This window comes from Sphingopyxis indica (assembly GCF_032879645.1).
Lineage (GTDB): Bacteria > Pseudomonadota > Alphaproteobacteria > Sphingomonadales > Sphingomonadaceae > Sphingopyxis > Sphingopyxis indica.
In genome coordinates this window covers 949,138-962,060 of record NZ_CP076394.1, presented here as the reverse complement: position 1 = coordinate 962,060, position 12,923 = coordinate 949,138, and the positions used below count along the sequence as shown (strand labels likewise).

Annotated in this window: 15 protein-coding genes; 7 read left to right on the top strand and 8 right to left on the bottom strand. The window is 69.3% G+C overall.

Annotation, left to right across the window (positions count from 1 at the left end):
* Positions 1 to 76 precede the first annotated feature (76 nt).
* Complete coding sequence (locus KNJ79_RS04430) at positions 77 to 334, bottom strand: DUF2171 domain-containing protein (RefSeq protein ID WP_089215111.1); 258 nt, start codon at positions 332 to 334, stop codon at positions 77 to 79.
* 148 nt (positions 335 to 482) lie between these two features.
* On the opposite strand from KNJ79_RS04430, the gene KNJ79_RS04425 reads away from it, so the two are divergent.
* Positions 483 to 1,142, top strand: coding sequence for a hypothetical protein (locus KNJ79_RS04425; protein WP_317152936.1), 660 nt, complete (start codon positions 483 to 485; stop codon positions 1,140 to 1,142).
* Positions 1,143 to 1,145: 3 nt separating this feature from the next.
* Here the strand turns inward: KNJ79_RS04425 and KNJ79_RS22490 are convergent, their stop codons facing one another.
* The 5 genes from KNJ79_RS22490 to mnmA form a co-directional block, all read right to left on the bottom strand.
* Positions 1,146 to 1,436, bottom strand: a complete 291-nt coding sequence (locus KNJ79_RS22490; protein ID WP_394357150.1) for a hypothetical protein — start codon at positions 1,434 to 1,436, stop codon at positions 1,146 to 1,148.
* Positions 1,437 to 1,864: 428 nt separating this feature from the next.
* A complete protein-coding gene (locus KNJ79_RS04415) occupies positions 1,865 to 2,170 on the bottom strand; it encodes a hypothetical protein (RefSeq protein WP_317152935.1) in 306 nt (101 codons plus the stop codon).
* A 53-nt stretch (positions 2,171 to 2,223) separates the two neighbouring features.
* Positions 2,224 to 2,919, bottom strand: coding sequence for a DsbA family oxidoreductase (locus KNJ79_RS04410; RefSeq protein WP_317152934.1), 696 nt, complete (start codon positions 2,917 to 2,919; stop codon positions 2,224 to 2,226).
* Positions 2,920 to 3,189: 270 nt separating this feature from the next.
* Positions 3,190 to 3,600 carry a hypothetical protein gene (locus KNJ79_RS04405; RefSeq protein ID WP_317152933.1) on the bottom strand — a complete coding sequence of 137 codons (411 nt, stop codon included), beginning with the start codon at positions 3,598 to 3,600 and terminating at the stop codon, positions 3,190 to 3,192.
* A gap of 54 nt (positions 3,601 to 3,654) precedes the next feature.
* Positions 3,655 to 4,782 (bottom strand): tRNA 2-thiouridine(34) synthase MnmA, encoded by a 1,128-nt coding sequence (mnmA, locus tag KNJ79_RS04400; RefSeq protein ID WP_317153863.1) that lies wholly within the window; start codon positions 4,780 to 4,782, stop codon positions 3,655 to 3,657.
* Between the two features lie 145 nt (positions 4,783 to 4,927).
* Between mnmA and KNJ79_RS04395 the strand changes: the two genes are divergently transcribed.
* From KNJ79_RS04395 to KNJ79_RS04385, 3 genes are all read left to right on the top strand, one after another.
* The gene (locus KNJ79_RS04395; protein WP_317152932.1) at positions 4,928 to 5,311 is read left to right on the top strand and encodes a hypothetical protein; all 384 of its coding nucleotides are present in this window, start codon (positions 4,928 to 4,930) and stop codon (positions 5,309 to 5,311) included.
* A 2-nt stretch (positions 5,312 to 5,313) separates the two neighbouring features.
* Entirely contained in the window at positions 5,314 to 5,613 is a 300-nt protein-coding gene (sciP, locus tag KNJ79_RS04390; RefSeq protein ID WP_089215118.1) for a CtrA inhibitor SciP, read from the top strand.
* 175 nt (positions 5,614 to 5,788) lie between these two features.
* Positions 5,789 to 6,085 carry a hypothetical protein gene (locus KNJ79_RS04385; RefSeq protein ID WP_089215119.1) on the top strand — a complete coding sequence of 99 codons (297 nt, stop codon included), beginning with the start codon at positions 5,789 to 5,791 and terminating at the stop codon, positions 6,083 to 6,085.
* Positions 6,086 to 6,243: 158 nt separating this feature from the next.
* Here the strand turns inward: KNJ79_RS04385 and KNJ79_RS04380 are convergent, their stop codons facing one another.
* A complete protein-coding gene (locus KNJ79_RS04380; RefSeq protein ID WP_317152931.1) occupies positions 6,244 to 6,861 on the bottom strand; it encodes a GNAT family N-acetyltransferase in 618 nt (205 codons plus the stop codon).
* A 132-nt stretch (positions 6,862 to 6,993) separates the two neighbouring features.
* Here KNJ79_RS04380 and KNJ79_RS04375 point away from each other — a divergent pair, with 132 nt between their 5' ends.
* From KNJ79_RS04375 to KNJ79_RS04365, 3 genes are all read left to right on the top strand, one after another.
* A complete protein-coding gene (locus KNJ79_RS04375) occupies positions 6,994 to 8,202 on the top strand; it encodes a hydrolase (protein WP_317152930.1) in 1,209 nt (402 codons plus the stop codon).
* Positions 8,199 to 9,200 carry an arginine N-succinyltransferase gene (locus KNJ79_RS04370; RefSeq protein WP_317152929.1) on the top strand — a complete coding sequence of 334 codons (1,002 nt, stop codon included), beginning with the start codon at positions 8,199 to 8,201 and terminating at the stop codon, positions 9,198 to 9,200. Before KNJ79_RS04375 ends, KNJ79_RS04370 begins: the two co-directional genes overlap by 4 nt.
* A 149-nt stretch (positions 9,201 to 9,349) precedes the next feature.
* Positions 9,350 to 10,600: an N-succinylarginine dihydrolase gene (locus KNJ79_RS04365; protein WP_317152928.1), complete on the top strand. Its 1,251-nt coding sequence runs from the start codon at positions 9,350 to 9,352 to the stop codon at positions 10,598 to 10,600.
* Between the two features lie 508 nt (positions 10,601 to 11,108).
* On the opposite strand, the gene KNJ79_RS04360 is transcribed toward KNJ79_RS04365, so the two are convergent.
* On the bottom strand, positions 11,109 to 12,923 hold the full coding sequence (locus KNJ79_RS04360) for a winged helix-turn-helix domain-containing protein (RefSeq protein WP_317152927.1): 1,815 nt from the start codon (positions 12,921 to 12,923) through the stop codon (positions 11,109 to 11,111).

Sequence of the window (12,923 nt, the reverse complement as noted above, 5' to 3'; positions counted from 1 at the left end):
AAGGGGTCGGGCGGGCCAGTTGCGTGCCGGGGCGCCGGATTGCGCCGCGCGGCCCTCTGGTTTTTCGGGCGAGGGGCTATTCGGCCTCCTCGAACATCTCGACCGCATTGGCGGCGGTGGCCGACAGGCGCACCGTGTCGCCCTCGACCGACGCGACGAGACCGGCAGGCAGATAATGATGCTTCGCGCCTTCGCCGTCCTCGGCCTGCGGGCTGTCGCGCTTGGTCAGCTTGATCCGCTCGCCGTCGAGATGGTCGACGGTCCCGACATGGACGCCATCGGCGCCGACGACGGTCATATGTTCCTTGATCGCGCTGTGGTCATGCTCGGCCATGCTCATTCTCCTCGCTGTGAAAACGATGATACGCGTGGGTTGTGCGATTCGATGCATAGCATGGGACGGGCCGCGACGAAATTTCGCCGGGCTGGGTAATACCAAGTTGCACCTTGGTCTGGCGCGCCGCGCCCGCTAGCATCGCGGCATGCGCGCGCTCCTTCTCGTCGGCCTGGCGCTCCTCGCCGCCCCCTCGCCGGCGGCCGCCTGCTCGCCCGTTCCGGGCTACCGCGTGCCCACCAATCTCGACCTCACCGCGGCGGCCGACATGATCCTGCTCGCGGTGGTCGAAGGGCCGGCAGCGGGCAACGGCTCCGATGCGATGCGCGTCCGCATCCGCCCGGTCGCGGCGCTCAAGGGCGATGCGGCCGACGCGCCGACAACGCTGCCCGTCGGACTCGCGAGCGGCGACTTCGCGCTGCTCAGCAATCCCTATCAGCTCGAACAGGCGCATCCGCTCGCTTATGCCGGGGGCTGCATCCGCACCATGGTGCCGCGCGGCTCGCGCCTGCTTTTCTTCCTCCGTCGCCAGGGCAGCGACTGGCTTCCCGCGGGCGGCCCGTTCAGCCGCTGGGCCGAGGATGCGCTGACCGACGACGCGCCGTGGCTGCGCGCGGTGCGCTTCTATCTGCGCGTCCTCGCGCTGCCCGAAGGCGAGCGCGCCGCCGCGCTGGAAGCGCGCCGCGGCGAATGGCGCGCGATGGCCGACGATCCGGTCGCCCAGCTCCTCGCCGACGAAGTGGGCCGCCAGATCGCCGGCCCCAACCCGCCGCTGCGCGCCGAACTACCGCCCCCGCCCGAGGAGTGAACGTCAGCACCACGGTCGGCGACGGCCCTCCCACGGCCGCGCCAGCCCTTCGGCGACGAGCACCGACCCGACGCTGGTGCCGCCGCGCACCACGATCCGCAGCTTGCGGCCATAACGATCGCTGTCGCGCGATTTCTTCGAGGCTGAAGGCGCCCGCGTTGAGCCACGCCCGCAGCCGGTCGGTCGCTGCGCGGCCGAGCCGCGCTTCCTCGGCGCAGCGCGGCGGGTGCGTTTCGGGGGTGTCGATGTCGGCGATGCGATATTTCTCGCCCGCGAACCAAAAGGTGTCGCCATCGACGACGCAGTTGCCCCCGCCGCCGCTGTGGCAAAAACCGAACTGCGCCGACAGCGCGTCGGGCTCCGCCGAGCGGACCGCAATATCGGCGAAGGCGCTCGAGCCGCCGGGCGTGAGGTGCAGCGCCGCCATGGTACCGCCGAAGCCGCCCACGACCGTGATCGCCAGCCATTCGGCAAAACGAAGGCCACGGCGGCGGCGATGGCGTCCCTGGCGCAGCCAGCGCGGTGGCGGATAGCGGGTCGGGGAGTAGCGGGCCATGACCCCGATCCTGCCACCGCAGGATTAGCAAAAGGCAAAGACTCCCATCCGCTCCGGCGTCGACCTCGCACCAACCGTAACCGCCGCGGCGTCATTTCGACCGGCGTCATCCGCATGATCGTCGCGATCGACAATGTCCGCGCCTGCAAGGACTGCCGACTTGGGATCAGGGCGCACCGCGCGGCTCGTCGTCGTCGACCCCGCCGGGGCCGAGTTCATCCTCTTCGTCGTCGTCGCTGCGCTCGCCGCGATAGGCGTCCATGTCGATGCGGCCCGAATGGTCCATCTGGCGCATATGGTCGACCAGATCCTGCGCGTCGTCGGTCTCGTCGCGCGCGGGGGTCTTGTCCGAATCCTCGAGGCCGCGCGCGCGGCGCGCCTCGTCGGCGACGCTTTGCGCCTGCGCGGGGTCGTCGCGTTGCTCGCGGTTGATCGCCTCGGGCGCCTCCGGGTTGCGGGGATCTTCGGTCATCGGGGGGACTCCTTTCCTCTGCCCCCTCAACGCGCCGCCGCGCCGCCGGTTGCTCAAGCCGCGTCGGCCAGCACCTTGCGCTCGATCACCCGAATGAAGACCTCGGGGTCCTGCGCCCCCGGCACCAGCATCCGCCCGTCCAGAATGAAGGCGGGAACGCCGGTGATATTCTGCTCGGCCCAATAGGCCTCTTCGACGCGCACCATTTCGGCATAATCGTCGCTCGTCAGGATCGCGGCGGCACGCGCGCGGTCGAGCCCGACCGACGCCGCGACATCGGCGAGCACGCCATGGTCGCTCACGTCGCGATTGTCGGTGAAATGCGCGCGGAACAGCGCAAGCTTGAGCGCGGTCTGCACCCCCGTCGCCGCGGTCTGTCCCGGCTCCTCGAGCGCCCCCGCCCACGTCAGCAGCCGGTGCGCGTCAAAGCTGTTGCGCATGCGAAAGCCGGGGCCGCGGTTGAAGGTGAAGCCAAGCTCGGCCGCGACCGCCGCCATCTTGCCGCTATTCGCGCGCGACTGCTCGGCGCTGATCCCATATTTGCGCTGGACATGAGCCGCGGCATCCTCGCCCTCGGGCGGCATGTCGGGGTTGAGCTCGAACGGATGCCATTGCACCCGGAAATCGAGCCGGCCGGCGAAATGCGCCATCACCTTTTGAAAGCGCAGCCAGCCGATGATGCACCACGGGCACATCACATCGGACACGATATCGACCGAAAGGCGCGGCGTCGCCGGTTTGTCCATCATTCGCTCCTCGGCGGCGCCGCGTCGTCCTTCGTCTCAACCGGGCGAACGGCGGTCTCCGCCCGACCGTCGATCGTCCTTGCGACGTTCGGGGCCCGTATAGCTCGGATCGTCTGCGACGCGCCGATCACCCTTTCGTCGATCGGTCCCGCGCTTGTCCTGGTCTGCCGGCATCTTCGTTCCTCCCCACTTCAAAGGAAACAAGAGATGCGACCCGATACACAGTAACTCACACTATTGCGTAAATGACAAGTCGCCGCCCGAAAGGCCCCGTCACGCCGGCTCGGCGATCCCGGGCCCCGCGCGCCGCGACAACAGGCGCCAGCTGCCCGCCATCAGCAGCGTCGACAGCGCCTCGACGATCATCGCCTGCACGATCGCGCCATTGACCGGATCGCCGCTCGCAACGCCGACCAGCCGGCCGACGAGCGCGGTGCCATAGAGCGCCGCGGGCACGAACAGCGCGCCGCGCCACCGCGGCATCAGCGCGCCGATCGCCGCGCCGCCCGCGGAGACGAGGAAAAAGGCCGACAGGTCGGCGCGCACCGTATTCGCCGCGCCGCCGTCGACCGCGATGCCGAACATGTCGGTGAAGGTCGCGGGATCGAGGATGCCCCGCACGCCCAAAATGAAGAAGAAGGCCGCCCACAACAGGACGACGCCGCGCAATACCCAGTGAACCATCTTCGCTCTCCCCTGATTGCGCGCAGGCTGCGCGATCCGCGGGAAAGTTTCAATCTATTCCGCTGCGAAGGTTTCCTCGATCCAGCCGCCGCCGAGCACCCGGCTTTCGTCCGCCGCATCGTAAAGCACCGCCGCCTGCCCCGGCGCGACGCCATATTCGGGGGCCGCGAAGACCAGCCGGTCGCCCGCCATATGCGCGGGCACGGGCTTTGCCATGCTGCGCACCTTCGCGAGCACCGGGCGCCCCTCGACCTCGGCGAGCCAGTTCGCCTCGCCGAGCCGCGCGCCCGAAACGGCGAGCGCGCGCCGCGGCCCGACGATCACCTGCTTCGCCGCGGCGTCGAGCCGCACGACATAGAGCGGCTCGGCCTGCCCGCCGATATCGATTCCGCGCCGCTGCCCGACCGTATAATGGATCAGCCCCTTGTGCGCGCCGAGCAGCGTCCCGTCGACATGGACGATTTCGCCCTGGTCGTCGGCGTCGGGCCGCAGCTTGCGGACGAGACCGGCATAATCGCCGTCGGGAACGAAACAGATGTCCTGGCTGTCGGGCTTGCCCGCGACGCCGAGGCCCAGATCGCGCGCGATCTCGCGCACCACGCTCTTTTCGAGCCCGCCGAGCGGAAAGCGCAGATAGTCGAGCTGCGCCTGCGTCGTCGCAAAGAGGAAATAGCTCTGGTCGCGCGCCGGATCGACCGCGCGGTGCAGCTCGGCGCCCGCGGGCCCCATCACCCGCCGCACATAATGGCCGGTCGCCAGGCAATCGGCGCCCAGATCGCGCGCGAGGTCGAACAGGTCGGTGAACTTCACCCCCATGTTGCAACGCACGCAGGGGATCGGCGTCCGGCCGGCGAGATATTCGTCGGCGAACTGGTCGATCACCGTGTCGCGGAAGCGGCTTTCATGGTCATGGACGTGATGCGCAAAGCCCAGCCGGTCGGCGACCGCGCGCGCGTCGCGAATATCCTGCCCGGCGCAGCAGGCGCCGACGCGCTTCGCCTTCGCGCCATGGTCATAAAGCTGGAGCGTGACCCCGATCACTTCGGCGCCCGAGCGCGCGGCGAGCGCGGCGACGACGCTCGAATCGACGCCGCCCGACATGGCGACGACGATTCGCCGGGCGTTCATCGACCCGGCGAGCTGAAAATCGCCGAGTCGCGCGGGGGCAAGGGTGGTGGTCATCACGGGCGCCATCTAGGAGCGATGTTGCAAAAAAGCCAGCTTTTCGGCGCTGCGCGTCAAAATATTGACGGCGATTAAGCTTCGCTAACAGGTGCTGAAACCGGCATTTACGGGACTTTAGGCGGTTCGCGATAGAGCGATGCTCATGAACCTTGCAGCCTCCGATTTCCCGCAACCCGCCGGCACCGCCAGCCTGTCGAAGCCCGGCTTCGACATCATATTGGCGGTGTCGGGCGCACGTCAGGCGGCGCTGCCGACGGCGCGCCTGCTGCGCGCGCGGGCGCAGCGCGCATCGCAGGCGGCAAGGCTTCATGCACGCTGCAGGACTCTGGGCGGACATGCGGGTGGGGCCCGTTCCGTCGACCAGGGGCCGGCGCGCTTCCTCGATCTGTCCGATCGCGGGGGCATGCTGCCCGAAACCGTGAACAGCCCGTTTACCAGAGGGTTTCAGCCGATGTTGAATCCCTCGCGAATAGGCAGGTGGCTGTCGGTCGAACCGATCCCCCCCGTTGAAGACTTTATGGAATGATTATGATCGAGAACCAGAAAATCCGCCCCGCCCAGGTCATCGGTCCGCTCGGCGAACCGCTGACGCTGGACTCGCTGCCGCCGCCCAACACGACGCGCTGGGTCGTGCGCCGCAAGGCCGAGGTCGTCGCCGCGGTCAACGGCGGCCTGCTCACCGTAGACGAGGCGTGCGAGCGCTACGGGCTCAGCCTCGAGGAATTCGCAAGCTGGCAGCGGTCGATCGACCGCAGCGGGATGCCGGGCCTGCGCGTCACGCGCATCCAGCATTATCGCGACCTCTACGAGCGCCAGCAGCGTTTCTGAGCCGCGCTCCGATCGGAAGGGAAGAGGGCGCTTCGGCGCCTTCTTTTTTGCCCGCCATCGCCGCCGCGGACGCGGCGCAACGGAATAACCCGCGGTTTCCCGCAGTTTGACGATTTTGTTGCAACCCACGGGTTCACCCGGCGTTAAGGCCGGGCGTAATCAAGGAGACATTCACATGCGCAAGATCATCATCTCGCTTTCCGCCGCTTCGGCGCTCGCGCTGGGAGCCTGCCAGAGCCCGCAGGCCGACAAGGTCGAGGACCAGGCCGAGACGCAGGCCGACGCCATCGACGATCAGGCCGATGCCATGCCCGAAGGCCCGGCGCAGGACGCCATGGAAGAAAAGGCCGACAAGGTCGAGGAAATGGGCGAAGAAAAGGCCAATCAGATGGACGACAGCGGCGAAATCGCCCCGTCCGAGAGCGGCACCGGCGACACCCAGACCGCGCCTGCGGATCAGACCAAGCAATAAGCCTGTCTTCGCACGAAGACGGCAAATGGTGTCGGCGGCCATGCCCCGGCGCCCTTTTTCATTGGTGCGGGAGGGCGACGTCCGCTTTGCGGGTAGGGAGCGGACATCCTCCCCGTGCCGGGGAGGACCCTTATGACCGCAATCGGTCGAAAGCCGCCCTAAACCCCGCCCTCCAGCGCCCGGAACACATCCTGCACCCCGCGCGCGTCGCGGTCCTGCCGCAACGCTTCGACCCCCGCCGCGACGTCGAGCCGATATTCGACGACGCCCGCCGATTCCTGCATCCAGCGCGCGGCGAGCGCGCGCACCAGCCGGGCGGCGGCGCGATTTTCGGACAGGATATGGACGTCGAGTTCGGCCAGTCCTTCGGCGCGGCACTGGATCAGCAGCGCCGCGCTCATCATCCGCGCGAGGCCCTGGCCGTGATAGGCGTCGACCACCGCGACCGAATATTCGCCGATCGGCCCGTCGGGACGGTGCCGCACCGCGCGCACCGCGCCGATCACCGGCCGCCCTTCGCATTCGGTGCAGATCGCGCCCCACGCGATATGGTCGTGGCCGTCGACGTCGGCGAGCCGCTCGACGACATGATCGGGCGGCATCGGGGCGGGCGAGAAAAAGCGCAGATAGCGCGATTCGGCCGACAGCCTCGCGATCGCCGCGCGCAGCAGCGGTTCATCCTTCCGGGTGATCGCCCGCAGGCAGACGGCGGTGCCGTCGTGGAGCATGCTATGCACTTCGATGCCGCTGAGCGGCGGAGCCGCCTTCGTCGCCATGCCCTGCCTCCGGCCGCTGCTGGGCGGTCACGATAGGTGCGTTTCGACAAGCGGACAAGCCGCGACGCGGCGCGGCCGGCGTTCGCGTGCGGGGGGTCGCCAAACCCCACCGTGTCTGGCTATACGCGCTCCATGACCAGCCTTTCATCCACCGAAGCCGCGGCGATCGAGCGCGCGGGCGATGCGCCGATGCTCGCGCAGGTCGAGGCGTGGGCGGCGGTAAACAGCGGAACGGGCAATCTGCCCGGCCTCAAAACCGTCGCCGGCCTGCTCGCCGACGCCTATTCGGCGCTGCCCGGCGATCTTCGCCTCGTCGCCCCCGATCCGGTCGAAAGCGTCGATGCCGCAGGTCGGGTCCAGACGATCGAGCGCGGCGCGCACCTTCACCTCAGCGTCCGGCCCGACGCGCCGGTGCAACTGCTGCTCACCGGCCATATGGACACGGTGTTCGCCGCCGATCACCCGTTCCAGTCGCTCACCTGGCTCGAAGAGGGCGTGCTGAACGGCCCCGGCACCGCCGACATGAAGGGCGGGCTCGCGGTGATCCTTGCGGCATTGTCGGCGCTCGAATCCTCGCCGCTCGCGCCGCGTATCGGCTATGACGTGATGATCAACAGCGACGAGGAAACGGGCAGCCACGCCTCGGCGGGGCTGATCGCGCGGCTCGCGAAGGGCAAGACCGCGGCGCTGACCTACGAACCCGCGCTCCCCGACGGCACGCTCGCGGGCGCGCGGCCCGGCAGCGGCAATTACTCGGTTCTCGTCCACGGCCGCTCGGCGCACGCCGGGCGCAACCCCGAAGAGGGGCGCAATGCGCTCGTCGCCGCCGCCGACCTCGCGCTGCGCCTCGCTGCGCTCAAGGCGCCCGACCTCAAGGTCAACCCCGCAAAGATCGACGGCGGCGGCCCGAACAATGTCGTCCCCGACCAGGCGATTCTGCGCGTCAACATGCGCCCCGCGACCCCCCAAGCCGCGACGGCGGCCGAGGCGGCGCTGAACGCCGCAATCGCCGCGATCGAGCGCGAGCATGGCGTGCATTGCCACCTCCACGGCGGCTTCAACCGCCCGCCCAAGCCGCTCGACGCACCGGCGACGCGGCTGTTCGAGCTGGTGCGCGATTGCGGCACCGCGCTCGGCATCGACATCGCGTGGAAAGCGACCGGCGGCGTGTGCGACGGCAATAATATCGCGGCGTGCGGCGTGCCCGTCGTCGACACGATGGGACCGCGCGGCGGCGCCATCCATTCGTCGGACGAATTTCTGATCACGGGCAGCCTGCCCGAACGCGCGCGGCTGTCGACCTTGACACTTTTACGTTTAGCGGAACGGGGGACTGTGTGAGCTATGTGATCCGGGCGGCAAAGCCGGGCGATCTCCAGAGCATTTACGAAATGGCGAAGCTGACGGGAGGGGGCTTCACCAACCTGCCCCCCGACAAAAAGGCGCTTGGCGCCAAGCTCGAACGCGCCGAGGCGAGCTTTGCGTCGGACAGGGAATATCCCGCCGACGAGCTCTATCTGATGGTGCTCGCCGACAGCGAGACCGACGAGGTGCGCGGCACCTGCCAGATCTTCGGGCAGGTCGGCCAGCGCTGGCCCTTCTATAGCTATCGCATCGGCACCGACAGCAAGCATAGCGAGCAATTGGGGCGCACCTTCCACGCGCAGATATTGATGCTCAGCAACGATCTCAATGGCGCGAGCGAGGTCGGCGGGCTGTTCCTCCACCCCGCGGCGCGCGCCGGCGGGCTCGGCCTCTTGCTCGCGCGGTCGCGCTATCTGTTCATCGCCCGCCACCGCGCGCGCTTTGCCGACCGCATCCTCGCCGAGCTGCGCGGGGTGATCGACGAAGCGGGCGGCTCGCCCTTCTGGGACGGGGTCGCGGGCAAATTCTTCGGGATGAGCTTTCAGGAAGCCGACCAGTTCAACGCGGTCCACGGCAACCAGTTCATCGCCGACCTGATGCCCAAGCATCCGGTCTATGTCGCGATGCTGCCCGAAAGCGCGCGCAGCGTCATCGGCGTCCCGCACCCCAGCGGCCGCGCGGCGATGCGGATGCTCGAGAATGAGGGCTTTGCGTTCGAAAATTATATCGACATCTTCGACGGCGGCCCGACGATGACCGCGCGCACCGACCAGGTCGCGAGCATCTGCGATGCGCGGCACGTCGAGCTGACCGGCGTCGCCGAAGAGGGCGAGGACGCGCTGATCGCCACCGGGCGGCTCGACCGCTTCCGCTGCTGCTTCGGCAAGGTCGGCGCGGGCGGCACGATCGACGCCAGGAGCGCCGACCTGCTCGGCGTCGCGCGTGGCGACGAAATCAGCTGGATCGGGCGGTAGGACGGAAGAAAGCCCCTCCTCTTCAGAGGAGGGGTTTGGGGTGGTGGACGCCGGTGAAGGAGCACCACCCCGCTGCGACTAGCGAGCAAGCTCGCAAGTCTCGCTGCCCCTCCCCTGAAGGAGAGGGGTTGAGGATAGGATTGAAGTTTATGCTCACCGAAATCAATTTCGACGGGATCATCGGCCCGACGCACAATTATGCGGGGCTCAGCCGCGGCAATATCGCCTCGTCGAGCCACGCCGGCGACGTGTCGCAGCCGCGCGCCGCGGCGCTGCAGGGCATCGACAAGATGCGGCACAATCTAGCGCTCGGGCTCGCGCAGGGTTTCTTCATGCCGCTCGACCGCCCCGACGCGGCGTGGCTTGCCGCGCTCGGCACGACGCTCGACGCCGCCGAGCCGCATCTGCGCGCGCAGGCCTGGTCGGCCTCGTCGATGTGGGCGGCCAACGCCGCGACCGTCTCGCCCGCGCCCGACAGCGCCGACGGCAAATGCCATCTGACCGTCGCCAACCTGATGACGATGCCGCACCGCAGCCACGAATGGCAGGGCACGCTCGCACAGCTGAGGCTCGCCTTTGCCGATCCCGCCTTCGCGGTGCATAGCCCTGTCCCCGCCCCCTTCGGCGACGAGGGCGCGGCGAACCATATGCGGCTGTGCGCCGGGCACGGCGCGCCGGGGGTCGAAATCTTCGTCTATGGCGTTGGCGGCGGCCGCTTCCCGGCGCGCCAGCATCTCGACGCGTCAAAGGCGATCGCGCGCCATCACCGGCTCGACCCGGCAAAGACGCTGTTCATCCGCCAGTCGGACACCGCGATTCAGGGCGGCGCCTTTCACAATGATGTTGTCGCGGTCGCGAACGAGCGCGTGCTGTTCACGCACGAAACCGCGTTCGAGGACCGCGAAGGCGCGCACGCACAGATCCGCGCCGCCTTTCCCGAGGTCGAGATCGTCGAAGTGCCCGCGAGTGCGGTGAGCCTGCCGGACGCGATCAAATCCTATCTGTTCAACGCGCAGCTCGTCAGCCTGCCCGATGGCGCCGGCATGGGGCTCGTCGTGCCGACCGAAGCGCGCGAAACGCAAAGCGTGTGGAACTGGCTGGAGGCGCATGTCGCGGGCAACGGCCCGATCCGCCGGCTGTTTCCGGTCGACGTGCGCCAGTCGATGGCGAACGGCGGCGGCCCCGCCTGCCTGCGGCTGCGCGTCGTCGCCGATCCCGCGACGATCGACCCGCGCTTCATCGCCGACGCGGACAAGCTCGATGCGATCGCCGATGTGGTTGCAAGGCACTGGCCCGAAGCCATCGCCCCCGGCGACCTCGCCTCCCCTGCCCTGACCGCCGACGTCCGCCGCGCCCGCACTGCGCTGCTCGCGGCGCTGGACCTGAGCGAGCTGGGCTAGAGTGTTTTCAAGTCAGGTGGAATCACCTGACGACTTGGAAAACACGGTAAAACAAGACTCTAGGCATCCCGACGGCAGGTAAACAGGCTGGCGGCAGATTCGGCGTGGGGAATGGGCATCTTTTGGTGCGAGTAGGCGCGCGCAGAGGGCGTTGGTCGAAACCGATGGATCGGGATTTCTTGTTTCGCGCGAAGACGCGAAGACGCGAAGATGTCGTGCTTGCCGGGAAGCGGCTTTTCTCCTTTCGCGTTGCGGTGGGCGCGGCGATGAAGGAAAAGGCGGCCTTGCGGCCGCGAACCGGCCCCTTCGCGTCTTCGCGCCAAATAAATCTCGCCGGCACTCGCAGCACAGCGCGTTGCTCGCCTACTGCGCCGCCTTCGCATCCCTCCGCCGTTCTCTTCCTTCAATCCTGCGGCTGCTTTCGCCCGAAACCCGCCATTCCTCGCTCGGTTGGCAAACGCTCGTCGCCGAAACGGCACGGTCTCCCGGCTCCCGCCGCCCGGGCGCCTCACTCCCCGGCCAGCAGCCGGGCCTCCGCCAACGCCGGATAGGTCGCGGGCAGGTCCGCGACCCGTTGCAGCGCCGACAGGCACCGCTTCGCTTCGTCCCGCCCCGCCCCCGCGTCGCCGCGCGCCAGCGCGATCCGCGCAGCGACGCAGTGCAGCCGCGCCCGCCAGGGATGGCTCGCCGGCACGCCGCTGCGATCCATCGCCGCCGCCGCCCGGCCGGCCTCCGCGTCGGCACCCGCCGTGTCGCCCAGCGCCGCCAGCGTCCGCGCCCGGCGCATGTGAAAGCACACCGCGCGCCCGTCGCGGCGATACAGCACCCGTGCCCCCGTCTGCCGCGCCTCCTTGAGCAGCGCCGTCGCGCGCGCCGCATCGCCCGCCTGCGCTTCGGCCAGCGCGAGCAGCGTCATCGCGTCGAGCGTGCGCAGATGGTCGCCGCCGAGCGCGGCGCGGTAGCGCTGGAGGATCGGGCGCAGGCGATCGCGCGCGCCTTGCGGGTCGCCGCTATCGAGCGCCGCGAGCGCGCGCCCATAATCCGGCGCGAGCGCATCGACCGCATCGACACCGCGCGCCGCCGCGAACCGCGCCTCGGCGCGCGCGAAATGCCGCTCGGCGGCCGCAAAATCGCCGATCGAGGCCAGATAGCTGCCATAGTCGGCGTGCGCCCAGCCGGTCAGCGAGGGTCGCTCGCCGCCCATCGCCTCGCGCAGTGCCAGGTTGCGGCGAAAGGCCGCATCGGCGCGGGCGAAATGGCCGAGCTTTGCCTGCGCACGGCCCGCAAACCATTGCAGATCGGCACGCTCGCCGGGGGTCAGCCGCGCCCCCTGCGCCGCGGCGGCATCGAGCAGCGCGGCACCGCGCCGATAGTCGCCGATATCGACGAGCAGTTTCGCTTCGGCGAGCTGTGCAACCGCGACGGTGCGGGCATCGCTTCCCTGCGCGCCCCGCACCGCCCGCGCGCACGTCGTTTCGGCAAGCCGCGTGTCGCCCGCGCGGCGCAAATTGCTGCACAGCGCGATATCAATCGGCGTTGTCTTCGCCGCGCTCGCGCCGTGGAGCCGCTCCGCGACCGCGCGCGCGCGGTGGAGGTGAAGCACCGCAGCCTCATAATCGCCCCATCCGGCATAGGCGCTTGCGATCATCCGGTGAACCGTCACCCGGGTCGCCGGATCGTCGCGCAATTCGGTGTTCATCGTCGCCGCCGCGCGTGCGACCGCGGCGCGCAGCGAAGGGCCGTCCCGTCCCTGCGCGGCCAGCTCGCCCGGAGCGAACAGGTCCGATGACAGAAAGGCGACCAGCGCCTCCTTCTCGCGTGCCTCCTCTGCCGCCCGCGCGCGCGCCGCCTGCGCCGCAAATAGCGCCGCCACCGCGAGCGCTACGCAGATCGCAAGCCCGGCGAAAGCCAGCGTTGTCGCGGTGCGCCGCCGGTCGCCGACCAGCGCCTGCCGCCACCTCGATCCTGCGCCGCCCGCCATCGTCACGCCGCCCCGCTCGGCCGGTCCCTTGAGCCGATAGCCGCTGCCATAGACCGCCTCGATCCGTGCGCCCTCGGCGCCGAGCGCCTGCCGCAGCCGGCCGATCGCCTTGGTCAGCGAGTTTTCGTGAACGATCCGCCCCGGCCATCCCGCGGCGAGCAGCGCGTCGCGCCCGAGCGCCCGCCCATCCGCTGCGAGCAGCGCCGCGAGCAGCGCGCGGCACGGCCGGTCGAGCTCGACCGCACGCCCAGCGACCGTCAGCCGCCCCGTCGTCGCATCGAAGCCGGCATCTTCGATGCGCCAATGGCCGCCCTCGCTATCGTCCTCGCCGCCCGTCGCCAT